This window comes from Pantoea sp. ACRSC, assembly GCF_022346785.1.
GTDB lineage: Bacteria > Pseudomonadota > Gammaproteobacteria > Enterobacterales > Enterobacteriaceae > Pantoea > Pantoea alvi.
On the sequence record NZ_JAKRNN010000001.1, the window covers coordinates 638,412 to 661,029 of the forward strand.

Sequence of the window (22,618 nt, forward strand, 5' to 3'; positions counted from 1 at the left end):
CAAACTTTACCGGTGTGCGTTTGCGCCTCGGTGCGGCGACACATCTTTATCAACGGTACGTCATGGCTCTAAAGGAAGCCAATCAAACCTCTAAAGCGTTCAGTTAATCGTGGCGGGCAAGCGCCCAACGCGGGAAATGAAACCAACTGTAAGGTGCGACTATGGGAAGACAGAAAGCAGTGATCAAAGCGCGTCGTGAAGCCAGAAGGGTGCTTCGTGGTGACTCTCGCAGTCATCGTCAGCGCGAAGAAGAATCGGTCACTTCGCTGGTGCAGATGGGTGGGCTGGATGCTATCGGTATGGCGCGCGACGTGCGCGACCGTTCGCCGATCGCCGCCAGAAACGACGCTCAGGCGCACTATCTCCAGGCCATAGAATCGAAACAGCTGATCTTTGCAACCGGCGAAGCTGGATGCGGTAAAACCTGGATCAGCGCCGCAAAAGCGGCAGAGGCCCTGATACATAAGGATATCGACAGGATTATCGTTACGCGTCCGGTGCTACAGGCCGATGAAGATCTGGGGTTCCTGCCAGGGGATATCTCAGAAAAATTCGCCCCGTACTTCCGGCCGGTCTACGACGTTCTGGTTAAACGTCTTGGCGCTTCCTTTATGCAGTACTGTCTGCGACCCGAAATCGGCAAGGTGGAAATCGCGCCTTTCGCCTATATGCGCGGCCGTACCTTTGAAAACGCGGTGGTGATCCTCGATGAGGCGCAAAACGTAACCGCAGCCCAGATGAAGATGTTCCTGACGCGCCTTGGCGAAAACGTCACGGTGATCGTTAACGGCGATATTACCCAGTGCGACTTGCCCGCTGGGGTGCCTTCCGGTCTTGCGGACGCGCTGGCGCGATTCGAAGAGGACGAGATGGTGGGCATTGTTCGCTTCGGCAAAGATGACTGCGTGCGCTCGGCGCTGTGTCAGCGAACGCTTCACGCGTATGGTTGATTGATTTGAGTGAGTCTGTGTAGCAAGCAAAACCCGGCGCAAGCCGGGTTTTTTTATGGGCACCGACTCACGCTTTCTGGCGCAGAGTTAACTGAGCGGATCCCGTGTGCGCCAGTGGCGGCCCGTTAAGCGGCATAGCGGGGTATATAAAAGAGAAATGCCTGAACCTGCGTTCAGGCATTTTCCTGAAGGTGCAGGGCGGTGTGAGGGCTGGCGACCGATAAAGCGATCTTTTCACGGCCCACTGTGGTTATAAACCCTCAGCAAAGCGCTGCCTGTCTCGGTTAGTGATATGCGTTGACAGGCAGAGAGTCAGATGAGGATTAATTATCTTTCCATTTGGTGGAAATGGGGTTTGTTACGGTATTTTTTTCCTGGGTATAAGTGCCGTTCTGTTGGGCAATGGCTTCGCCAGTATCAACAATCGCGTTCTGAATAAACACGTTCTGCTTTTCTCCCCGAACGAAGGTTAACTGATGAAAGGCCGTTTTATTACCCCAGTCGCCTGAAGGGAGTGAAATGAAACGGACGGTGAAGGTTTCATCTTCAAACTTGCCCTGCATGGAGTAAACACCATAGTGGTCTTCACCCTGTGAAATGATTTTATAAACGCCGTTATCGTAATAGTAGATCTCGGCATCGGGGAACGGTTTTTTGTCGTACATTTTACGGTAGTGCAGCACCTGCTTAATGGTGGGCTGACCGAAGGTGACGGTCAGTTTTTTGCCATCCGCTGAGGTCGTCAGCCCTTCAGCGTGAGCGCTGCTCATAAGCATTAACAGGCTTGCGGTTGCGGTTGTGATTATTTTCACTTCACTTCTCCTGGTCTGATTAATGGATGATGTGCGTCTTAAGCGGAGCCGTTGAGCGTTTTTTTAACACGCCATCATCGTTTCAGCCAGTGCCTGTTTCTCGTACCCAACACGCTTCTGCCGGTACAGATTAACCATCCCGTCGATCTTCTTATGCGCTCTCCAGCTCGGCCTTGCGCTGCAGGTACTCATCGGTAGCTCTTTCGAGCGTGGCAGACTGGTTCGCCAGCCCTCTTATTAATGGACAGGTAAAAAAATGCCTGAACGTCAGTTCAGGCATTTTCCTGGATTTGTGGCGGTGAGAGGGGGATTGACTCGCTGCGCTCGCCCTGCGGGCAGCGTCGCAGGCTCCGCTGTCCAGCGTGCTTCGCCCGCTGTCGAACCCCGGCGGGGGTTCTCATACCCCTCTCATCGAAGAATATGTAAAAAAAACGCCTGAACGTCAGTTCAGGCATTTTCTTGAATTTGTGGCGGTGAGAGGGGGATTCGAACCCCCGATACGTTGCCGTATACACACTTTCCAGGCGTGCTCCTTCAGCCACTCGGACACCTCACCACATTTTTTCCGCTGACCTTGCTGGGTCAACGGGGCGCTACTATAGGGAGTCGGCCCAAAAGGGTCAAGCACTATTTTTCTCTTTTTTTCTATCCGCTTAAGCTCTGTTCGAATCGTTTTATCCCTGCGCATTCCGGCCAGATTGTCATCAAAAAGAAATCCCACAGCCACAAAAATGTCACCAAAGCATCACAGACTTAACGCCTGATACTTCTGGTAAATTTTACTTATAAGGGAATACAAGATGAAACAGATGCGCACTTTCACCTTCTCACTGCTCGCTTCGCTGGTCAGCCTCTCCGCACACGCCGAAAACAACAGCGCGCCGGCGGACGCCGCCTATATCCGCGCCGCGACCGGTGATATTACCCTGCACGGCGGCGCACGCCGCCTGACCGGCGATCAGACCGCGGCGCTGAAAGCGTCGCTGCGCAACAGCACGGCGAAAAATGTCATCCTGCTGATCGGCGACGGCATGGGCGACTCGGAAATCACCGCCGCGCGCAACCTGGCGGAAGGGGCAGGCGGCTTTTTTAAAGGACTGGACGCGCTGCCGCTTACCGGCCAGTACACCCACTACTCGCTCGACAAAAAGAGCCACAAGCCGGATTACGTGACTGATTCTGCCGCGTCCGCCACCGCGTGGGCTACCGGCACCAAAAGCTATAACGGCGCAATCGGCGTCGACGTCAACGGCAAAGATCAGCAAACCCTGCTGGAGATCGCCAAAGCGGCAGGCAAAGCGACCGGCAACGTCTCAACCGCGGAGCTGCAGGATGCCACGCCCGCCGCGCTGATGGCGCACGTCACCAGCCGCAAATGCTACGGCCCGGAGAAAACCAGCGAGCTGTGCGCCAGCAATGCGCTGGAGCAGGGCGGAAAAGGCTCCATCAGCGAACAGATCCTGAAAACCCGTGCCGACGTGGTACTGGGCGGCGGCGCGAAATCCTTTAACGAGGTGGCAAAAGCGGGCGACTATCAGGGCAAAACCCTGCGCGACCAGGCGCAGGCGCTGGGGTTCCAGCTGGTAAGCGACTGGCAGGGGCTGAACGCCGTTACGGCGGCCAGTAAGGACAAACCGCTGCTCGGCCTGTTTGCCGACGGCAATATGCCGGTGCGCTGGAAAGGGCCGAAGGCGAGCTATCACGGCAATATCGACCAGCCAGCGGTAACCTGCGAGGTCAATAAAGATCGTCCGGCCACTACCCCGACGCTGTCGCAGATGACCGCCAAAGCGATAGATCTGCTCAAGGCCAACCCGAACGGCTTTTTCCTGCAGGTAGAGGGCGCGTCGATTGATAAAGAGGATCACGCGGCGAATCCGTGCGGCCAGATTGGCGAAACGGTGGATCTCGACGAAGCGGTGCAGCAGGCGCTCGCGTTTGCGCGCGAAGAGGGGAATACGCTGGTGGTGGTGACGGCGGATCATGCGCACAGCAGCCAGATCATCGCCAATGAGACCAAAGCGCCCGGCCTGACGCAGGCGTTGAACACCAAAGATGGCGCGGTGATGACCATCAGCTACGGCAACTCCGATACCGATTCGCAGGGCCATACCGGCACCCAGCTGCGCGTCGCGGCCTACGGCCCCTGGGCGGCGAATGTGGTGGGTCTGACCGATCAGACCGATCTCTTCTTTACGCTGCGCGACGCGATGGCGCTGAAGTAAATCAAGCCACGTCTCCCGCTGGCGGGAGACGTGACTATGTCACTAAACGCGGTTTTCGCGCAGCTGTGCCATAAAGCTCTGCACCCACTCCATGCGCAGCTTGCGCTCGGTCAGATCGCGCGTAAAGCGCAGTCGGGTCGGGCCATCAAGCTTCCACTGCTGCGGATCCTTCTGCAGCAGGCTAATCAGCCAGCCGGGATCGACGCTGTTCTGCGGCGCAAAATCAAAGAAGCCGCCTTTATCGCTGACCTCGATCTTGCGGATGCCGAGGCTGCGCGCCACCAGCCGCAGCGCAGCGATATCCAGCAGATTGCGCGCCGCGTCCGGCAGGATGCCGAAGCGATCGATCATCTCAACCTTCAGCTCCTGCAGCTCCTCTTCGCTGTCGGCGCTGGCGATGCGCTTATAGAGCGAAAGGCGGGTATTGACGTCGGGGATAAACTCCTCCGGCAGCAGAGCGGGCATGCGCAGCTCAATCTCGGTCTGATTGCTGGTGAGATCCTCCAGCGACGGCTCGCGGCCCGCCTTCAGCGCCTCAACCGCGTTCTCCAGCAGCTCCATATAGAGCGAGAAGCCCAGCGTCTCCATCTGGCCGCTCTGCTCTTCGCCCAGCAGCTCGCCTGCGCCGCGGATCTCCAGATCGTGCGTTGCCAGCGCAAAGCCCGCGCCCAGATCCTCCAGCGAGGCGATCGCCTCCAGACGCTTCTGCGCGTCGCTGGTCATCGCTTTAGGCGGCGGCGTCAGCAGCCAGGCGTACGCCTGATGGTGCGAACGTCCGACGCGGCCGCGCAGCTGATGCAGCTGCGCCAGGCCGAAATGGTCGGCGCGCTCAATAATAATGGTGTTGGCGGTCGGGATATCGATGCCGGTCTCGATAATGGTGGTGCAGACCAGCACGTTGAAGCGCTGATGATGGAAGTCATTCATCACCCGCTCAAGGTCGCGCTCGCGCATCTGGCCGTGGCCGATGGCGATACGCGCCTCCGGCACCAGCTCCGTCAGCCGCTGCGCCGCCTTCTCAATATTCTCAACGTCGTTATAGAGGTAGTAGACCTGGCCGCCGCGCAGCACTTCACGCAGGATCGCCTCACGCACCACCAGCGCGTCATACTCGCGCACAAAGGTCTTCACCGCCAGGCGGCGCGCGGGCGGCGTGGCGATAATCGACAGATCGCGCATGCCGCTCATCGCCATATTCAGGGTGCGCGGGATCGGCGTCGCGGTAAGCGTCAGAATATCGACGTCGGCGCGCATCGCCTTGATGCGCTCTTTGTGGCGCACGCCGAAGCGGTGCTCTTCATCGACGATCAGCAGCCCTAAGTCGTGCCACTTTAGATCGCTCATCAGCAGCTTATGGGTACCGATCAGAATATCGATCTTGCCCTCGCTCGCCGCCTGCAGCACCTGCGTCTGCTCTTTGGCGCTGCGGAAGCGCGACAGCATCTCAATGCGCACCGGCCAGTTGGCGAAGCGATCGCGGAAGTTGTCGTAGTGCTGCTGCGCCAGCAGCGTGGTCGGCACCAGCACCGCCACCTGTTTATGGTTCTCGACCGCCAGGAAGGCGGCGCGCATCGCCACTTCGGTCTTGCCGAAGCCAACGTCGCCGCACACCAGTCGATCCATCGCCAGCGGCTGACACATATCGCTCAGCACCGCGTTGATCGCCTGCGCCTGATCCGCCGTGGTTTCAAACGGGAAGCTTTCGCAGAAGAGCTGATACTGCTCGCGGTCGTGCTTAAAGGCGTAGCCCGCTTTCGCCGCGCGCTGGGCGTAAATATCCAGCAGCTCGGCGGCAACGTCGCGCACCTTCTCCGCCGCTTTCTGCCGCGCGCGCGACCAGGCGTCGCTGCCCAGCTTGTGCAGCGGCGCGTTTTCATCCGCGCCGCCGGCGTAGCGGCTGATCAGATGCAGCGACGAGACCGGCACATAGAGTTTGGCGTCGTTGGCGTAGGAGAGCATCAGATACTCCGCCATAATGCCGCCCGCCTCCAGCGTGGTCAGGCCGATATAGCGGCCAACGCCGTGCTCCAGATGCACCACCGGCTGACCGGGCGTCAGCTCGGCCAGGTTGCGGATCAGAATATCCGGGTTGATGGTGCGGCGCGTATCCTGGCGGCGACGGCTGACGCGTTCGCCCAGCAGATCGCTTTCGCAGATCAGGGCGCGGTCGCGCAGCGTATCGACAAAGCCGCGCTCGCTGGCACCGATCATCAGGGTATAGCGTTCGCTCTGTGCCTCATCGAAGCGCCGCACCGTCTGCGGACGCAGCTTAATGCGCGCCAGCAGCTCCTGCAGGCTTTCGCGGCGGCCTTCGCTCTCCACCGAAAAGGTGACCTGGCCGCTGAAGTCGTCGAGGAACTGGCGCAGCGGATCGAGCGGCGCTTTGGCCTGCGCCTGCACGGCGATATCCGGCAGCGGCCGGTAGCCAAGATTGGTATTGCCCGCTTTCTCCGGCAGCGATTCATTGGTCATCTGCATGCGCGGCCAGCGGTTCAGCTCGCCCAGCAGCGCGTCGGGCCGCAGCCAGAGCGTGGCTGGCGTCAGCAGCGGGCGCATCGGGTCGACGCGGCGATTCTCATAGCGCGCCTCGACGTCCTGCCAGAAGCGCTCTGCGCTGCCGTTAAGATCGCCGCAGTTCACCACCAGCGTATTGTCGGGCAGATAGCTGAACAGCGTCGGCAGCGCCTGCTCGAAGAAGAGCGGCTGCCAGTATTCGATGCCGGCGGGCAGGGTGCCTTTGCTCACCTGCTGGTAGATATGCTCCGGCTCGCGGCGCACGTCGAACTGCTCGCGCCAGCGGGTGCGGAATAGCTCGATCGCCGCTTTGTCGGTCGGAAACTCATGGGCCGGCAGCAGGTTAATCGCCGGCACCGCTTCCAGCGTGCGCTGGCTGTCAACGTCGAACAGCCGCAGGCTGTCGATCTCATCGTCGAAAAAGTCGATGCGGTAGGGCTGATCGCTGCCCATGGGAAAGAGATCGAGCAGCGCGCCGCGCGTGGCGTACTCGCCGTGCTCCATCACCTGATCGACGTGGCGATAGCCCGCCTGTTCCAGCTGATCGCGCAGGCGATCGCGCGAGAGTTTCTGTCCCTGCTTCATCACCAGCGCGTGGCCGTGCAAAAAAGTATGGGGACAGACGCGCTGCATCAGGGTGTTTACCGGCATAATCAGCATGCCGCGCGTCATGGTTGGCAGCTGGTAAAGCGTCGACAGACGCGCCGAAATAATGTCCTGATGCGGTGAGAAGCTGTCATAGGGCAGCGTTTCCCAGTCGGCGAGATGGCTGACGGGGAGATCGGTAAACTGGCGGATTTCGTCCAGCAGGCGCAGCGCGGTTTGCATATCGGGGGTGATCATCAGCACCGGACCGGCGTGGCGCTCGGTAATGCTGGCGCACTCCACCGCGTGCGCGGCACCGATTAGCTCACCAAGCTGGCGGCGATCGCCAGATTTTACGGGCAGGGCATAGCGAATCTGTTCGGACATGGGATCTTGTGGTTCTCTCCATTTTTTCCAGGGCGTCATGATTCCACATTACGCCCTGGCGATCACCTGCTGCGGCGGTTTTTCCTTTGCGCGGTGGCCGGTTATTTAGCGGATGGTTGGGTATAGTGCATGCGCGGACGATCGATATTCGCCCAGCTCAGCTCCATTTCCAGGTGGTAGCTGTGGTTGCCGTCGTCCCACTTGACGTAATAGCCGGTGGGTGCGTCTCCCTGTTCAAAAACGTTAACAATCTCGCCTTTTATCTCTCCCGATTTGTGTTTCACAATACTGCCTTTGGGATATTTGAACATGGTGTTTACTCCAGCGCCCAGGGAGCACGTTGCTGACTTCACCTTATAGTGTAGCCTACCCGGACGGCAGGCGATTAAACGTACAGTTGAGGCCAGCAGCATATCTTTTTAGCGAAAATCGGCCACACTTTGCCGCGTACTCAGAGGGTTAGAGGTTTCATAAACCAGACGCCTCCTTTATCATCACTGGTCTACTTTCAGGCAACTGCCAAGACGGAATACATGTATCAACCTGTCGCGCTATTTATCGGCCTGCGCTATATGCGCGGGCGAGCATCGGATCGCTTTGGTCGCTTCGTTTCCTGGCTCTCCACTATCGGCATTACGCTCGGTGTGCTGGCCCTGGTCACCGTACTGTCGGTGATGAACGGCTTTGAACGCGAGCTGGAGGGCAATATTCTCGGGCTGATGCCGCAGGCGCTGGTCACCAGCGACAAAGGCAGCATCAACCCGCAGCTGCAGCCCGCCGCGAGCCTTAAGCTGGCGGGCGTCAGCCGCATGGCGCCGCTCACCACCGCTGACGTGGTACTGCAGAGCGCGCATAACGTGTCGGTTGGCGTGATGCTCGGCATTCAGCCCGACGAAAAAGATCCCCTGACGCCTTATCTGGTCAACACGCCGCAAAGCGTGCTGCAGTCGGGCCAGTACAATGTCATCCTTGGCGAACAGCTGGCGACGCAGCTTGGCGTGAAGCGCGGCGACGAGCTGCGCCTGATGGTGCCGTCGGTCAGCCAGTTTACCCCGATGGGCCGCGTGCCGAGCCAGCGTCTGTTTACCGTGGCGGGCACCTATGCGGCCAACAGCGAGGTGGATGGCTACCAGATCCTGGTCAACCAGCAGGACGCCTCGCGCCTGATGCGCTATCCGGCGGGCAACGTCACCGGCTGGCGTCTCTGGCTGGATAAGCCGCTGGCGGTGGATGCGCTAAGCCAGCAGCCGCTGCCGGCCGGTCTGGTATGGAAAGACTGGCGCGAGCGCAAAGGCGACCTGTTCCAGGCGGTGCGCATGGAGAAGAATATGATGGGGCTGCTGCTGAGCCTGATCGTCGCCGTCGCCGCCTTTAATATCATTACCTCGCTCGGCCTGCTGATTATGGAGAAGCAGGGCGAGGTGGCGATCCTGCAAACGCAGGGGCTGACGCGCCGTCAGATTGTCGCGGTGTTTATGGTGCAGGGCGCCAGCGCCGGGATTATCGGCGCGCTGCTCGGCACCCTGCTGGGCGTGCTGCTGGCCAGCCAGCTCAATAATCTGATGCCGGTTATCGGCCTGTTTTTAGATGGCGCGGCGCTGCCGGTCGACATCAATCTCTGGCAGGTGATCACTATCGCCGTAACGGCGATGGCTGTCGCGCTGCTGTCGACGCTCTATCCCTCCTGGCGCGCCGCCGCCGTTCAACCCGCTGAGGCTTTACGTTATGAGTAACACCCCTTTGTTGCAGTGCCGCGAGCTGTGCAAACGCTATCAGGAAGGCAGCGTGCAGACTGACGTGCTGCGCAACGTCACCTTTAGCCTGCAGCCCGGTGAGCTGGTGGCGATTGTCGGCAGCTCCGGCTCCGGCAAAAGTACGCTGCTGCATCTGCTGGGCGGGCTGGACGCGCCCACCTCTGGCGATGTGGTATTTGACGGCCAGTCGCTGAACGCCATGTCATCCTCTGCCAAAGCCTCGCTGCGCAACCGCGAGCTGGGCTTTATCTACCAGTTCCATCATCTGCTGCCCGACTTTAACGCGCTGGAAAACGTGGCGATGCCGCTGCTGATCGGCAAAACCGGCAAGGCGGAGGCGCAGCAGCGCGCGCGCGAGATGCTGGCGGCGGTAGGCCTGGAGAAGCGGGCGCATCACCGACCGTCGGAGCTGTCGGGCGGCGAGCGCCAGCGCGTCTCTATCGCCCGCGCGCTGGTGAACCGCCCGCGTCTGGTGATGGCGGATGAGCCAACAGGCAACCTCGACGCGCGCAACGCCGACGCCATTTTTGAACTGCTGGGCGAGCTGAATGTCCGTCAGGGCACCGCCTTTCTGGTGGTGACGCACGATCTGCATCTGGCGAAGCGCCTGTCGCGCCAGATGGAGATGCGCGACGGTCAGCTAAGCGAGCAGGTGACCTTAGCAGGAGCGCTCTGATGGGTTCGTCGTTATCCCTGTTGTTAGGGCTGCGTTTTAGCCGCGGCCGCCGCGGCGGCGGCATGGTGTCGCTGATCTCGATTATCTCTACCCTCGGCATCGCGCTGGGCGTGGCGGTGCTGATCATCGGCCTGAGCGCCATGAACGGCTTCGAGCGCGAGCTGAACAACCGTATTCTGGCGGTGGTGCCGCACGGTGAGATCGAGGCGGTCAATCAGCCGTTCCGCAACTGGCAGGCGCTGATAGCCCCCGTGGAGCAGGTGCCCGGCATCGCCGCCGCCGCGCCCTACGTTAACTTTACCGGCCTGATCGAGAGCGGCGCGAAGCTGCAGGCGCTGCAGGTGAAAGGGGTCGATCCGGCGCAGGAGCCGCGCCTCAGCGCGCTGCCGCAGTTTGTGGAGGGGGACGGCTGGAAAACCTTCGCCGCGGGCAAACAGCAGATTATTTTAGGCGGCGGCATCGCCCGCACCCTGAACGTAAAGCAGGGCAGCTGGATTACCATCCTGATCCCCAACAATGATGGCGGCACGAAACTGCTGCAGCCGAAGCGTATTCGCCTGCAGGTGAGCGGCATCCTGCAGCTGAGCGGCATGCTGGACCACAGTCTGGCGCTGGTGCCGCTGGCGGATGCCCAAAGCTATCTCGATATGGGTGACAGTGTCACGGGCATCGCCCTGAAGATGCAGGACCCCTTCCAGGCGGTGAAGCTGGTGCGTGACGCGGGCGAGGCGACTCACAGTGACGTCTATATCCGCAGCTGGATCGGCACCTTCGGCTATATGTATCGCGATATTCAGATGATCCGCGCCATTATGTATCTGGCGATGGTGCTGGTGATTGGCGTAGCCTGTTTTAATATCGTCTCGACGCTGGTGATGGCGGTGAAGGACAAGAGCAGCGATATTGCGGTGCTGCGCACCCTGGGCGCTAAAGACGGGCTGATCCGCGCCATCTTTATCTGGTACGGCCTGCTGGCCGGGCTGCTCGGCAGCGTCAGCGGCGTGGTGATCGGCGTTTTGGTGGCGCTGAATCTCACCACGCTGGTGCGCGGGCTGGAATCGCTGACCGGCCATCATTTGCTGGCGGGCGATATCTACTTTATCGATTTTCTGCCCTCTGAGCTGCACTGGCTCGACGTTGGCTCGGTGCTGCTGACGGCGATTGTGCTTAGCCTGCTGGCAAGCTGGTATCCGGCGCGGCGTGCCAGCCGCATCGATCCGGCGCGGGTGCTGAGCGGTCAGTAATCCGGCGAAAACGGCGGCATTGCGCTGTCATACGCGGCCGCTACACTTGAGATTTTCTGGCGGCGACCCGACGTCGCCCACAAGGAGTTTTTATGCGCACACCGCGTCGACGCTTGCGGCTCGCCCGCTATAAGAAGACCCGCCGCAAGGTGCATCAGCGTTTTCGCCAGCGTATTTTTGAGCGCGATCGTCAGGCGGAGCTGGCGGCCCATCCGCAGCCGTTCGTGGTGGTGCTGACCGGCGCGGGTATTTCAGCTGAGTCGGGCATTCAGACCTTCCGCGCCGCCGACGGCCTCTGGGAAGAGCATCGCGTGGAGGATGTGGCGACGCCGGAAGGCTACCGCCGCGATCCTGAGCTGGTGCAGCGTTTTTACAACGCGCGCCGCCGCGCCCTGCACGCCAGCGAGATCCAGCCCAACGCCGCGCACAGGGCGCTGGCCGAGCTGGAGCAGGTGCTGGGCGATAACTTTTTGCTGGTGACGCAGAATATCGACAATCTGCACGAGCGCGCGGGCAACAGCCGCGTGCTGCATATGCACGGCGAACTGCTGAAGGTGCGCTGCACCAGCAGCGGCCAGGTGATCGCCTGGAACGGGGATCTGACCACCGACGATCGCTGCACCTGCTGTCAGTTTCCCGCGCCGCTGCGTCCGCATGTGGTGTGGTTTGGCGAGATGCCTGTCGGCATGGAGGAGATTTATCAGGCGCTGGAGCAGGCGGATCTCTTTATCGCCATCGGCACTTCCGGCCATGTTTATCCGGCGGCGGGCTTTGTGCATGAGGCGAAACTGCAGGGCGCCCATACCGTGGAGCTGAATCTGGAGCCGAGCCTGGTGGGCAACGAGTTCGCCGAGCGTCACTACGGGCTGGCGAGCGAGGAAGTGCCGCGCTTTGTGGATGGTTTCTTGCGGAGTTTGTATAAGTAAAAATCAAAAACAATCGCTACAGGATGGGCACCTGACGCGGGTGACAGGGCCGATCGCCAGGACGCAAAAAGCGGCATCCCTGCCCGCGACATCCTTGTCGCGGGACGCTTTACTCTTCGGTCCCTGTCACCCGCGGGTAAACTCTGGCGTGGCTGTTAAGCGACAATTCCTGTTCCCCGCCTTTTTGTTACCGTCCCGCCTTTAGCTTCTGGAACAGCGTCTCATACTGCACGCTGGCGTCGCCGACATCATCCTGCCATTCGCCCTTGTTGATCACCTCGGCGGGGGGATAGAGCGACGGATCGCTCGCCACCGCCTTCGGCAGCAGCGCCTTCGCGGCCAGGTTCGGCGTCGGGTAGCCGATGGTTTCCGCCACTTTCGCCGCCACATCGGGACGCAGCAGGAAGTTAATCAGCTTCAGCGCGCCCGCCTTGTTTTTCGCGTTGGCCGGAATCGCCAGATTATCCATCCAGAAAATGCCGCCCTCTTTCGGCCAGACCACCTCCAGCGGCGTGCCCGCCTGGCGCGCCACGTAGGCGGAGCCGTTCCAGATCATGCCGAGATTCACTTCGCCTTCCATAAACGGATTGCCTGGGTTGTCGGAGTTAAAGGCGAGCACGTTGGGCATCAGCTTCTTTAGCTCTTCATAAGCGGCGTTAATCTCTTCTGGATCGCGGGTATTGCCGGAAAGCCCCAGCTTGCGCAGCGCCATCTGGAACACCTCGCGCGCATCGTCGGTAAGCAGCAGACTCTGCTTATACTCCGGCTTCCACAGATCGGCCCAGCTCTGCACAGACTTCGCGTCCAGCGCGTCGGTATTAACGCCGATCGCCGTTGCGCCCCAGATATAGGGGATCGAATAGTCGTTACCGGGATCGAACGGCTTATTCAGCAGATTGGGATCGAGATTTTTAAAGTTGCTCAGCTGCGCCTTGTCGATCTTCTGCAGCATGCCCTCGTTGCGCATCTTCGCCACGAAATAGGTGGAAGGCACCACCAGATCGTAGGCGCCATCTTTCCAGGTCTTCAGCCTGGCATACATGCTCTCGTTGGACTCGTAGGTGGAGTAGATCACCTTAATGCCGGTCTCTTTAGTGAACTGCTCCAGCAGCCCCGGCGGCACATATTCGGTCCAGTTATAGAAGTAGAGCGTACTGGCGTCGTCAGCCTGCGCGCTCTGCATGCCCAGCGCCAGCGCCCCAGCCGCCAGCCAGTGAGACCATCTCTTCATTATTTATCCTCTATTTGGTTTTATCACGGAGCAACAGCTGGCTGACGCCGACCAGCAGCAGCGACAGCAGCAGCAGAATTGTCGCCAGCGCGTTCACCTCCGGCGAGACGCCGACTTTCACCATTGAATAGATCTTCAGCGGCAGGATCTCAAACGTCGGCCCGGTCACAAAGGAGGAGACCACCACGTCATCCATCGACAGGGTAAAGCTCAGCAGCCAGCCCGCCGCTACCGCCGGCATCGCCAGCGGCAGAATAATTTTACGCAGGATGGTGGTTTCGCTGGCGCCCAGATCTTTCGCCGCTTCCAGCATGCGCACGTCAAAGCCCTTTAGCCGCGAATAGACGGTAATCACCACAAAGGGCAGACAGAAAGTGATATGCGAAAAGAGCAGCGACCAGAAGCCGAGCGAGATGCCGAGCAGCATAAACAGCACCAGCAGGGAGATCGCCATCACGATATCGGGCGACATCATCACCACGAACAGCATGCCGCTGACAAAGGGTTTGCCGCGAAAGCGGTAGCGGTAGAGCGCCACGGCGGTGAGCGAGCCGATTAGCGTCGCGCAGCTGGCGGAGATCACGCCCATGATCAGCGAATGCTGCGCCGCCTGGATCAGGCTGTCGTTATTCATCAGCAGGCTGTACCAGCGGGTGCTGAACCCCTGCCAGTTGATGCCGAAGCGCGAGGCGTTGAACGAGTTAACCATCAGGATGGCGACAGGGATATAGAACCAGGCGTAAATCGCGGCCATAAAGCCGCCGCGTAGCAGGCGCGCGATCATTCCAGGTCCACCTTTTTATTCAGCAGGCGCGCGGCGCGCCAGTAAAACAGCAGCATCAGGCCCATCAGCAGCGTCATTACGATGCTGGTCGCCGCGCCGAACGGCCAGTCGCGGATATTCAAAAACTGGCTCTTGATAACGTTACCGATCAGCAGGTTCTTCGCGCCGCCCATCAGGTCCGCCACGTAGAACAGCCCCATCGCCGGGATCAGCACCAGCAAACAGCCCGCGACGATGCCCGGCATGGTCAGCGGCAAAATAATGCGGAAAAAGGTCTGCGCTTTGCTGGCGCCGAGATCGCGCGCCGCCTCCAGACAGGCGCGATCCAGCTTCTCCAGGCTGGAGTAGAGCGGCAGCACCATAAAGGGCAGCAGAATATAGACCAGACCGAGGATCACCGCCTGCGGCGTATACATAATGCGAAACGGCGTCTCGATGACCCCCAGCCACAGCAGAAAGTCGTTTAGCCAGCCGCGCGGGCTGAGGAAGATTTTCAGCCCGTAGATGCGGATCAGCGAGTTGGTCCAGAAGGGTACAATCAGCAGAAACAGCATCAGCGGCCGCAGGCGCGCCGGCAGTTTCGTCAGGCACCAGGCGAAGGGATAACCCAGCAGCAGGCAGCAGAGCGTGGCGATAAGCGCCATATTGAGCGAGTGCAGCAGCACGTCGCCATAAAGCGGATCGAGCAGCCGCGCATAGTTGCTGAGGGTGAACGCCATACGCACGAAGTGCGCGTCGTCGCGCGTCAGAAAGCTGGTGACGACGATCATCAGGTTGGGCAGCAGCACGAACAGCGCCAGCCAGCCGACGATCAGCGCCGTTACCCCTTTCTGAAAACGGTTACGCATCAGCTTCATAGGGCAGTACCACCTCCCAGCTCGGCACCCAGTTCACCGCCATCTTTTGATTCAGGGAGTGATCGAAGTCGGGGTCATCCTCGTTGAAGAATTCACTGACCGTCACCAGCTTGCCATTCTCCAGCTCGACGGTCGATTCCAGCGTCATGCCTTTGTAGTTACGCTCGCGCACGTAGCCGATCAGGCCTTCTACCGCCTGGTCGCTATGCACCTCGTCGACGCGCAGATCTTCCGGGCGCAGCAACACATGCAGGCGATCGCCAGCGCTGACCGGGAAGGCGCAGTGAATATCGCATTCACGGCCCTCCACGCGGGCGCGCACGCGCGGCGCGTCGCGGGCGTCGAGGACGTCGGCGTCAAAGACGTTAATTTCGCCGATAAAGCGCGCCACAAAGAGATTCTTCGGCTCTTCGTAGATTTCGCGCGGCGTGCCGTCCTGCTCGATCTTGCCGTCGCGCATCACCACGATGCGGTCGGACATGGTAAGCGCCTCTTCCTGATCGTGCGTCACGAAAACAAAGGTAATGCCGAGCTTGCGCTGCAGCGCCTTCAGCTCGTTCTGCATCTGCTTGCGCAGCTTATAGTCGAGCGCCGAGAGCGACTCATCAAGCAGCAGCACCTTCGGGCGGTTCACCACCGCGCGCGCAATGGCGACGCGCTGCTGCTGGCCGCCAGAGAGCTGATGCGGGCGGCGATCGGCGAAACGCTCCAGCTGCACCATCGCCAGCGCCTCGCTGACGCGCGCGGCGATCTCCGCATTGGGCGTTTTCTGCATGCGCAGGCCGAAGGCGACATTTTCAAACACCGACATATGCGGGAAGAGGGCGTAGCTCTGAAACACCGTATTGACGTGGCGATGCTCGGCGGGGGTACCGGTGATGTCGCTGTCATCCAGCATCACCCGACCGCTGTCGACCGCTTCCAGCCCGGCGATCAGCCGCAGAATAGTGGTTTTGCCGCAGCCCGACGGACCGAGCAGGGTAATAAATTCGCCGTGATCGATGGTCAGGTTGAAGTCGCTGATAATTGACTTGCCATCAAAAGCTTTACTGATGCCAGAAAGCGTAACCAGCGCCTGCTGCGCGCGTGTTTGCGTCATTTTAGTCACTCAGTCGGTAATAGGGTCGAACAGGTTTAAGCATAGCCGTTTGCGTCGGCCAGCCAGCGAGAGGGCGCGATGATACCTCAAAAAGAGGGCAATGCCATGTTTTGCTGGAGAAAAGAGACGATCAGGCCGTTATCCGCTACCCTGAATAACGATGTTTACAGCCGGGTTAAAAGATCCTTCTGCAAACGCGCAGCGCAGGTTAACCTGTCAGATAATGATATGACGCAACATGCGTCGGACTCGGCTGTTGATAATGATAGTCGGCTTCTTTTGAAGGATGGCATATGGATCAGTTACTTGAACGTTTTTTAAGTTACGTGGCGATAGAGACGCAGGCAAAACCCCAGGCGCGTCAGGTGCCCAGCAGCGAAGGGCAGTGGACGCTGGCGCGCAAGCTGCAGGAAGAGCTGATTGCGCTCGGTTTTATCGACGTCACGCTCAGCGATCACTGCTGCGTGATGGGCACGCTGCCCGCCAACGTCGACTGGCCGACGCCGGTGATCGGTTTTATCTCGCATATGGATACCTCGCCCGATTTTACCGCCAGGAATGTGAAGCCGCAGATTATTGAGAACTACCGCGGCGGCGATATCGCGCTCGGTATGGGCGAAGAGGTGCTGTCGCCGGTGATGTTCCCGATCCTGCATAAGCTAATCGGCCATACCCTGATCACCACCGACGGCAAGACGCTGCTCGGCGCCGACGATAAGGCGGGCATCGCCGAGATCATGACCGCAATGGCGCGCCTCGCCAGCAGCGATATTCCGCACGGCGCCATTCGCGTCGCCTTTACGCCAGATGAGGAGATTGGCCGCGGCACCTCCCATTTCGACGTAGAGGGCTTCGCCGCCGACTGGGCCTACACCATCGACGGCAGCGATCTCGGCGAGTTTGAATATGAGAACTTCAACGCCGCTTCAGCGGTGGTGAAGATCGTCGGCAATAATGTGCATCCCGGCTCGGCGAAAGGGGTGATGGTGAACGCGCTGGACGTGGCGACGGCGTTTCATGCCGAAGTACCGGCAAAAGAGCGTCCGCAGTTCACCGACGGCTACGAAGGCTTTTATCATCTGCACCAGATAAAAGGCACGGTAGAGCACGCCGAGCTGCAATATATTATTCGCGATTTCGATACAGAAGCGTTTGAACAGCGCAAGCAGGTGCTGACGGCGATTGCCGAGCGCATTAACGCCGGGCTGCATAAAGACTGCTCCGTCACGGTGGAGATCAGCAACAGCTATCGCAATATGCGCGAGAAGGTTGAGCCGCATCCGCATATTATCGAACTGGCGCTGCAGGCGATGCGCGACTGCGGCATTGAGCCGAAGGTGAAGCCGATTCGCGGCGGCACCGACGGTTCTGCGCTTTCCTGGAAGGGGCTGCCGTGCCCGAATATCTTTACCGGCGGCTATAACTACCACGGCAAGCACGAGTTCGCCTCGCTCAATATTATGGCGCAGGCGGTGGATGTGATTGTCCGGCTGGCAGAGCTGGCGGCGGAGAAAAAAGGGTAAAAACCTCTCCATCAGGAGGCGCAGCGCTTATGGGGGTGGCGTGGTGCGATCGCAAAGTCGCTAAACGCATCCCTGCTCACTCGTCCCGCGTAGCGACGCACCTCATCCCTGAGGTGCGCCCGTTACCGGGCCAGCGCGCTGCGTTGTTTGAAACCGCCCGGCGTTTTTATCCCTGGCGCGGGACGCGTTGCACTTCGCCCCACGCCACGCGCGTTTTAGCCTTTGAGTCGTCTGGTGGTGTTACTCAGCGTCGCCGAAATACCAGTAGCCGGCGTTAACCAGCGCGGCAAGCTGCGCCAGCAGCGACGGATCGTCCAGCGCGTCGCCGAAATCCTCCAGGCTCAGCGTCTGACGGCGCGCCAGCGCCTTCAGCACCTCTGGCTGTGAACACTCGACGCGCTCGCCGTTGACAAACACCGCATCGCCGATGGTCAGCACGCGCAGGCCGCCCAGGCGCGACAGCGTATCGCCCTGCTGCAGGGCATCGTAGATCTCATCGGGCTGATAGGGCGGCTCCGGCGGTGCCACATCCAGTTCGTGACGCGACTGGGAGATAAACTCCCCGAACCAGCTGGCGAAATGCTCCGGCTGGTCGATGACGTCGAGCATCACCTGGCGAATACCTTCGATCTCCTGCGGCAGGATCTGTGACGGGCAGTCGCGCGTCGGCACCTCAGGATCGCTGTAGCGGTAGCTGCCCAGCTCGCGCGCCAGCACATAGTCGGCGAAGCCGCTGATCAGCTCGCGGCCGTTCGGCGCGCGGAAGCCGACAGAGTAGTTGATGGCGTTCTCCAGCGAATAGCCTTCGTGCGGGAATCCCGGCGGGATATAGAGAATATCACCCGGCTCCATCTCTTCATCGATAATGGCGTCGAACGGCTCGACCTGCAGCAGGTCGGGATGGGGGCAGTGCTGCTTCATCGGCACTTTCTCGCCGACGCGCCAGCGACGACGGCCGGTGCCCTGAATAATAAACACGTCGTACTGATCGAAGTGCGGGCCAACGCCGCCGCCCGGCACGGCGAAAGAGATCATCAGATCGTCGATGCGCCAGTCGGGCAAAAAGCGGAACGGGCGCATCAGCGCCGCCGAGGGTTCATGCCAGTGGTTCACCGCCTGCACCAGCAGCGACCAGTTGTTTTCGCCCAGATGATCGTAGCTCTCGAAAGGACCGTGGCTCACCTGCCACTTGCCGTCGTTATGGCTGACCAGACGGCTGTCCACCTCGTTTTCCATCGCCAGTCCGGCCAGCTCGTCAGGAGAAATGGGGTCAATAAAGTTTTTAAAACCGCGCTTAAGCAGCACCGGACGTTTTTGCCAGTAGCGCTGAATAAAGTCGGGCCAGTTAAGATCGAGCTGATAGTCCATAGAGTGGTTCCATGCAGGGCTGTAAATGCAGCCAAGTATAACAGCCCGCGCACCTTTCTACTCGCGGCGATGTTCGACTTCCTGACGCCGGAAGATCACTTCCATTCGCGCGCCGCCCAGCGGGCTGGATGTAGCGATAATCTGGCCCTCATACTGCTCCAGAATATCGAGCGCGACCGCCAGCCCCAGCCCCTGGCCGGGACGCAGCGTATCGGCGCGCTGGCCGCGCACAAAGACGAGGTTGCGCTTGCTTTCGGGAATGCCGGGGCCGTCGTCGTCGATAAACAGATGCAGCGCCTGATCGGTCTGACGCGCGCTTACCTCGATAAACTCCAGGCAATATTTGCAGGCGTTGTCCAGCACGTTGCCCAGCACCTCCATAAAGTCGTTTTTGTCGCCGATAAAGATCACCTCCGGCGAAACGTCCAGCGTAATCTCGACGCCTTTGTGCTGATAAACCTTGTTAAGCGCCGAGCAGAGGCTGTCGAGCAGCGCCGATACCGGATGAAGGTCGCGCAGCAGCGGGTTGTGATCCGCCTGCATGCTGGCGCGGTGCAGGTAGTAGCCGATCTGCTGCGAGATACGGCTGATCTGCTCCAGCATCACCGGCTCGGCCTGCTCGATGGTCAGATCCTTGCCGTTGCGCAGCGAGCGCAGCGTGCTTTGCAGCACCGCCAGCGGCGTTTTCAGGCTGTGCGTCAGATCGGAGAGGGTGGTGCGGTAGCGCGTATAGCGCTGGCGCTCGTTGCTCAGCAGCAGATTGAGGTTGCGCACCAGGCTGCGCAACTCCTGCGGCGGCGCATCGTCGAGATTTTCACGCTGGCTGGTTTCCAGTTCACGTATCTGGGTGGCGAGATGGCCAATCGGGCGCAGGCTCCAGTGCGCCGCCAGCCAGAGCAGCGGGATCACCAGAATAAGGTTGGCGGCCAGCACGTAGCTGAACCATGACCAGACCACGTCCGAGTGCTGCAGCTCCTGCGGTATCGAGTCCACCACCACGATGGTCAGCGCGGGCAGATTGGTGGTGGCGTCATAGCGGTTGACCGCAACGGAGTGGGTGAACGTATCGTTGTTGTCGTTATCGATAGCGTGCAGCCGCTTCTGCGCCGACAGATCGTTGCCTATCGCCACGGCGCTGGTGCGATTGCTGGTGTCGATTTCGTAAAAGTCGGGCTTCAGCAGCCACTCGTGGCGGATTTTGGTGCGGATCTCCGGCACGTCGCGCTGCTGCCACAGCAGCTTGCCCTGTTCATCATAGATAAACACCAGCGTCGGGAAGTTGAGCGTCATGCGCTCCGGCTGCGCGATGGTCAGGCGATTATTTTGCCACTGCGCCAGCGTAAAGAAGAGATTGCTTTCGCCGCGCATCACGCGATAGGTGTTCTTGTCGAAGCTGACCACGTAGCCGATCACCGCCACCATGCCGTAGGAGAGCGAGAGAAACAGCACAATAGCCGAACAGGCCAGCAAAAAGCGGGCGCGCAGCGAGAGGGGACGATAACGTTGCAGCCAGCTCATCAGAGATCGAAGCGGTATCCCTGACCGCGTACGGTGGTGATCACCTCATCCGCGTGCAGCGCCTGAATTTTTTTGCGCAGGCGGCCCATCAGCACGTCGATGGTATGACTTTCGCGCAGTTCGGCGTCGGGGTAGAGCTGCAGCATCAGGGAGTCTTTGCTCACCACTCTGCCCGCGTTGCGGATCAGCGTTTCGACAATGGTGTATTCAAAGGCGGTCAGCTTGACCGGCTGGTCGTGGATGGTCAGCTCGCGGCGCGAGAGGTCAACCTGAAACGGCGCCATGGCGATAATTTGCGAGGCGTGTCCGCTGTTGCGACGCATCAGCGCCTGCAGGCGCGCGGCCACTTCTTCAATATGGAAAGGTTTGGTGACGTAGTCGTCGGCGCCCGCTTCCAGCGCTTCGACTTTGGCCTGCCAGCCTTCGCGCGCGGTGAGCACCAGAATCGGCTGCCGCACCGACTGACCGCGCCAGCGGCGGATCAGCGACATGCCGTCTTCATCCGGCAGCCCCAGGTCGACCAGCGCAATATCGGGCAGATGCTCCTGTAAAAAATAGTCGGCTTCCTTTGCGTCCTCTGCGGCGTCTACCTGATGGCCCATTTCACGCAGTTGAACTGCAAGATGATGGCGCAGCAGAGCATTATCTTCCACAACTAAAACACGCATGCCTTTTCCTTACTCTCGGAGCATTTAAGTAAAGGTAAAGTATACGCAAAAACATCTAAACAACAGCACAACGCAGGCGGGACCGGCCCGCCTGCGTCCACGCTTATTTCAGATCGTCGACCATCTGAACGGCGCGGCCGAGATAGTTAGCTGGCGTCATCTGTTTCAGGCGCACTTTTTCCTCTTCCGGCAGCGCGAGGCTGTCGATAAAGGCCTGCATTCCCGCCGCGTCGACGCGCTTGCCGCGCGTCAGCTCTTTCAGCTTCTCATACGGTTTCTCGATGCCGTAGCGGCGCATCACGGTCTGGATCGGCTCCGCCAGCACTTCCCAGTTATGATCCAGCTCGTCCAGCAGACGCTCGCGGTTCACTTCCAGCTTGGAAATGCCCTTCAGCGTCGCCTGATAGGCGATCAGCGCATAGCCGACGCCCACGCCGAGGTTGCGCAGCACCGTTGAGTCGGTGAGGTCACGCTGCCAGCGCGACACCGGCAGCTTGCTCGCCAGGTGCTGCATCACCGCGTTCGCCAGGCCCAGGTTACCTTCGGAGTTTTCGAAATCGATCGGGTTGACCTTGTGCGGCATGGTGGAAGAGCCGATTTCGCCCGCGATGGTTTTCTGTTTGAAGTGGTTGAGCGCCACATAGCCCCAGATATCGCGATCGAAGTCGATCAGGATAGTGTTGAAGCGCGCAATGCAGTCAAACAGCTCGGCGATATAGTCGTGCGGCTCGATCTGGGTGGTGTAGGGGTTCCAGGTAATGCCCAGCGAGGTGACGAACTGCTCGCTCAGCTGGTGCCAGTCCACTTCCGGATAGGCGGCGATATGGGCGTTGTAGTTGCCGACCGCGCCGTTGATCTTGCCCAGAATCTCGATTTTGCTCAGCTGGCGCTGCTGACGCTCCATACGGTAGGCGACGTTGGCCATCTCTTTGCCCATGGTTGAAGGCGTAGCTGGCTGGCCGTGGGTGCGCGACAGCAGGGGGATATCGCGATATTCGTGCGCCAGGCCCTTAACCGCGTCGATAAGCTGCTGCCAGTAGGGCAGGATCACGTCGCGGCGTGCGCTTTCCAGCATCAGCGCGTGTGACAGGTTGTTGATATCTTCGGAGGTGCAGGCGAAGTGGATAAATTCCGATACCGCGTGCAGCGCCGGTACGCTCTCCACTTTCTCTTTGAGGAAATATTCGACCGCTTTTACGTCGTGGTTGGTGGTGCGCTCGATGGTTTTGATGCGCGCCGCATCCTCTTCGCTGAAATTAGCGACGATTGCGTCGAGGAAAGCGTTTGCGTCGGCGTCAAATGCAGGAACTTCCTTGATCTCTGCGGTAGACGCCAGTTTCTGTAACCAGCGTACTTCAACCTCAACGCGGAACTTCAGCAAACCGAATTCGCTGAAGATAGCGCGCAGCGGGCTGACTTTATCGCCGTAACGACCATCGACGGGTGAGACGGCGGTCAGAGAGGATAATTCCATCAGTGCAACTCCTGAATCGTTTA

18 protein-coding genes, 1 tRNA gene and 1 other RNA gene are annotated in these 22,618 nt (G+C 59.9%); 7 read left to right on the plus strand and 13 right to left on the minus strand.

The genetic code is table 11. The features are described from left to right. Window positions 1–161 precede the first annotated feature (161 nt). Window positions 162–950: a phosphate starvation-inducible protein PhoH gene (phoH, locus tag MHZ97_RS03085; protein ID WP_103795488.1), complete on the plus strand. Its 789-nt coding sequence runs from the start codon at window positions 162–164 to the stop codon at window positions 948–950. Between the two features lie 323 nt (window positions 951–1,273). On the opposite strand, the gene MHZ97_RS03090 is transcribed toward phoH, so the two are convergent. The 3 genes from MHZ97_RS03090 to MHZ97_RS03100 all read right to left on the minus strand — a co-directional run bounded on the left by MHZ97_RS03090 (window position 1,274) and on the right by MHZ97_RS03100 (window position 2,318). Continuing rightward, a complete protein-coding gene (locus tag MHZ97_RS03090) occupies window positions 1,274–1,762 on the minus strand; it encodes a hypothetical protein (protein ID WP_103795489.1) in 489 nt (162 codons plus the stop codon). A 293-nt stretch (window positions 1,763–2,055) separates the two neighbouring features. Further along, window positions 2,056–2,184, minus strand: a non-coding RNA gene (locus MHZ97_RS03095) — RtT sRNA. A 46-nt stretch (window positions 2,185–2,230) separates the two neighbouring features. After that, window positions 2,231–2,318 (minus strand) — tRNA-Ser (locus MHZ97_RS03100). Between the two features lie 244 nt (window positions 2,319–2,562). On the opposite strand from MHZ97_RS03100, the gene phoA reads away from it, so the two are divergent. Next, window positions 2,563–3,987 carry an alkaline phosphatase gene (phoA, locus tag MHZ97_RS03105; protein WP_239311989.1) on the plus strand — a complete coding sequence of 475 codons (1,425 nt, stop codon included), beginning with the start codon at window positions 2,563–2,565 and terminating at the stop codon, window positions 3,985–3,987. Window positions 3,988–4,029: 42 nt separating this feature from the next. Here the strand turns inward: phoA and mfd are convergent, their stop codons facing one another. After that, window positions 4,030–7,473 (minus strand): transcription-repair coupling factor, encoded by a 3,444-nt coding sequence (gene mfd / locus MHZ97_RS03110; protein ID WP_239311984.1) that lies wholly within the window; start codon window positions 7,471–7,473, stop codon window positions 4,030–4,032. 101 nt (window positions 7,474–7,574) lie between these two features. Then, a complete protein-coding gene (locus tag MHZ97_RS03115) occupies window positions 7,575–7,784 on the minus strand; it encodes a hypothetical protein (protein WP_103795492.1) in 210 nt (69 codons plus the stop codon). A 222-nt stretch (window positions 7,785–8,006) separates the two neighbouring features. On the opposite strand from MHZ97_RS03115, the gene lolC reads away from it, so the two are divergent. The 4 genes from lolC (at window position 8,007) to cobB (ending at window position 12,073) form a co-directional block, all read left to right on the plus strand. Then, complete coding sequence (gene lolC / locus MHZ97_RS03120) at window positions 8,007–9,206, plus strand: lipoprotein-releasing ABC transporter permease subunit LolC (RefSeq protein ID WP_239311979.1); 1,200 nt, start codon at window positions 8,007–8,009, stop codon at window positions 9,204–9,206. Continuing rightward, window positions 9,199–9,903 (plus strand): lipoprotein-releasing ABC transporter ATP-binding protein LolD, encoded by a 705-nt coding sequence (gene lolD, locus MHZ97_RS03125; protein ID WP_103795494.1) that lies wholly within the window; start codon window positions 9,199–9,201, stop codon window positions 9,901–9,903. Before lolC ends, lolD begins: the two co-directional genes overlap by 8 nt. Further along, window positions 9,903–11,147 (plus strand): lipoprotein-releasing ABC transporter permease subunit LolE, encoded by a 1,245-nt coding sequence (gene lolE / locus MHZ97_RS03130; protein ID WP_103795495.1) that lies wholly within the window; start codon window positions 9,903–9,905, stop codon window positions 11,145–11,147. The genes lolD and lolE overlap by 1 nt, the downstream gene beginning before the upstream one ends. A 92-nt stretch (window positions 11,148–11,239) precedes the next feature. After that, the gene (gene cobB / locus MHZ97_RS03135; RefSeq protein ID WP_103795496.1) at window positions 11,240–12,073 is read left to right on the plus strand and encodes a Sir2 family NAD+-dependent deacetylase; all 834 of its coding nucleotides are present in this window, start codon (window positions 11,240–11,242) and stop codon (window positions 12,071–12,073) included. A 187-nt stretch (window positions 12,074–12,260) separates the two neighbouring features. Here cobB and potD read toward each other — a convergent pair whose 3' ends face one another. Genes potD through potA form a run of 4 tightly spaced genes read right to left on the minus strand, consistent with a single transcriptional unit; the run spans window position 12,261 to window position 16,044 of the window. Beyond that, a complete protein-coding gene (gene potD / locus MHZ97_RS03140; RefSeq protein ID WP_103795500.1) occupies window positions 12,261–13,304 on the minus strand; it encodes a spermidine/putrescine ABC transporter substrate-binding protein PotD in 1,044 nt (347 codons plus the stop codon). 10 nt (window positions 13,305–13,314) lie between these two features. Further along, the gene (gene potC, locus MHZ97_RS03145; protein ID WP_103795501.1) at window positions 13,315–14,088 is read right to left on the minus strand and encodes a spermidine/putrescine ABC transporter permease PotC; all 774 of its coding nucleotides are present in this window, start codon (window positions 14,086–14,088) and stop codon (window positions 13,315–13,317) included. After that, a complete protein-coding gene (gene potB, locus MHZ97_RS03150; RefSeq protein WP_374044236.1) occupies window positions 14,085–14,945 on the minus strand; it encodes a spermidine/putrescine ABC transporter permease PotB in 861 nt (286 codons plus the stop codon). Before potB ends, potC begins: the two co-directional genes overlap by 4 nt. Beyond that, entirely contained in the window at window positions 14,929–16,044 is a 1,116-nt protein-coding gene (potA, locus tag MHZ97_RS03155; protein WP_239311978.1) for a spermidine/putrescine ABC transporter ATP-binding protein PotA, read from the minus strand. Before potA ends, potB begins: the two co-directional genes overlap by 17 nt. 293 nt (window positions 16,045–16,337) lie before the next feature. Between potA and pepT the strand changes: the two genes are divergently transcribed. Further along, a complete protein-coding gene (gene pepT, locus MHZ97_RS03160; RefSeq protein WP_103795505.1) occupies window positions 16,338–17,567 on the plus strand; it encodes a peptidase T in 1,230 nt (409 codons plus the stop codon). A 240-nt stretch (window positions 17,568–17,807) separates the two neighbouring features. Here the strand turns inward: pepT and MHZ97_RS03165 are convergent, their stop codons facing one another. The 4 genes from MHZ97_RS03165 to purB all read right to left on the minus strand — a co-directional run bounded on the left by MHZ97_RS03165 (window position 17,808) and on the right by purB (window position 22,595). Then, window positions 17,808–18,935, minus strand: coding sequence for a cupin domain-containing protein (locus tag MHZ97_RS03165; RefSeq protein WP_103795506.1), 1,128 nt, complete (start codon window positions 18,933–18,935; stop codon window positions 17,808–17,810). Between the two features lie 57 nt (window positions 18,936–18,992). Next, complete coding sequence (gene phoQ, locus MHZ97_RS03170; protein ID WP_103795507.1) at window positions 18,993–20,453, minus strand: two-component system sensor histidine kinase PhoQ; 1,461 nt, start codon at window positions 20,451–20,453, stop codon at window positions 18,993–18,995. After that, window positions 20,453–21,121: a two-component system response regulator PhoP gene (gene phoP, locus MHZ97_RS03175; protein WP_103795508.1), complete on the minus strand. Its 669-nt coding sequence runs from the start codon at window positions 21,119–21,121 to the stop codon at window positions 20,453–20,455. The genes phoQ and phoP overlap by 1 nt, the downstream gene beginning before the upstream one ends. Window positions 21,122–21,224: 103 nt before the next feature. Then, window positions 21,225–22,595, minus strand: coding sequence for an adenylosuccinate lyase (purB, locus tag MHZ97_RS03180; protein ID WP_103795509.1), 1,371 nt, complete (start codon window positions 22,593–22,595; stop codon window positions 21,225–21,227). Window positions 22,596–22,618: the final 23 nt, after the last annotated feature.

Excerpts from the sequence above, each read along its gene's own strand:
- potD (WP_103795500.1), bottom strand. The coding sequence starts at position 13,304 with ATGAAGAGATGGTCTCACTGGCTGGCGGCTGGGGCGCTGGCGCTGGGC.
- phoH (WP_103795488.1), top strand. The coding sequence starts at position 162 with ATGGGAAGACAGAAAGCAGTGATCAAAGCGCGTCGTGAAGCCAGAAGG.
- cobB (WP_103795496.1), top strand. The coding sequence starts at position 11,240 with ATGCGCACACCGCGTCGACGCTTGCGGCTCGCCCGCTATAAGAAGACC.
- potA (WP_239311978.1), bottom strand. The coding sequence starts at position 16,044 with ATGACGCAAACACGCGCGCAGCAGGCGCTGGTTACGCTTTCTGGCATC.
- mfd (WP_239311984.1), bottom strand. The coding sequence starts at position 7,473 with ATGTCCGAACAGATTCGCTATGCCCTGCCCGTAAAATCTGGCGATCGC.
- MHZ97_RS03165 (WP_103795506.1), bottom strand. The coding sequence starts at position 18,935 with ATGGACTATCAGCTCGATCTTAACTGGCCCGACTTTATTCAGCGCTAC.
- purB (WP_103795509.1), bottom strand. The coding sequence starts at position 22,595 with ATGGAATTATCCTCTCTGACCGCCGTCTCACCCGTCGATGGTCGTTAC.
- MHZ97_RS03115 (WP_103795492.1), bottom strand. The coding sequence starts at position 7,784 with ATGTTCAAATATCCCAAAGGCAGTATTGTGAAACACAAATCGGGAGAG.
- lolD (WP_103795494.1), top strand. The coding sequence starts at position 9,199 with ATGAGTAACACCCCTTTGTTGCAGTGCCGCGAGCTGTGCAAACGCTAT.
- lolC (WP_239311979.1), top strand. The coding sequence starts at position 8,007 with ATGTATCAACCTGTCGCGCTATTTATCGGCCTGCGCTATATGCGCGGG.
- phoA (WP_239311989.1), top strand. The coding sequence starts at position 2,563 with ATGAAACAGATGCGCACTTTCACCTTCTCACTGCTCGCTTCGCTGGTC.
- phoQ (WP_103795507.1), bottom strand. The coding sequence starts at position 20,453 with ATGAGCTGGCTGCAACGTTATCGTCCCCTCTCGCTGCGCGCCCGCTTT.
- potB (WP_374044236.1), bottom strand. The coding sequence starts at position 14,945 with ATGAAGCTGATGCGTAACCGTTTTCAGAAAGGGGTAACGGCGCTGATC.
- phoP (WP_103795508.1), bottom strand. The coding sequence starts at position 21,121 with ATGCGTGTTTTAGTTGTGGAAGATAATGCTCTGCTGCGCCATCATCTT.
- pepT (WP_103795505.1), top strand. The coding sequence starts at position 16,338 with ATGGATCAGTTACTTGAACGTTTTTTAAGTTACGTGGCGATAGAGACG.
- lolE (WP_103795495.1), top strand. The coding sequence starts at position 9,903 with ATGGGTTCGTCGTTATCCCTGTTGTTAGGGCTGCGTTTTAGCCGCGGC.
- potC (WP_103795501.1), bottom strand. The coding sequence starts at position 14,088 with ATGATCGCGCGCCTGCTACGCGGCGGCTTTATGGCCGCGATTTACGCC.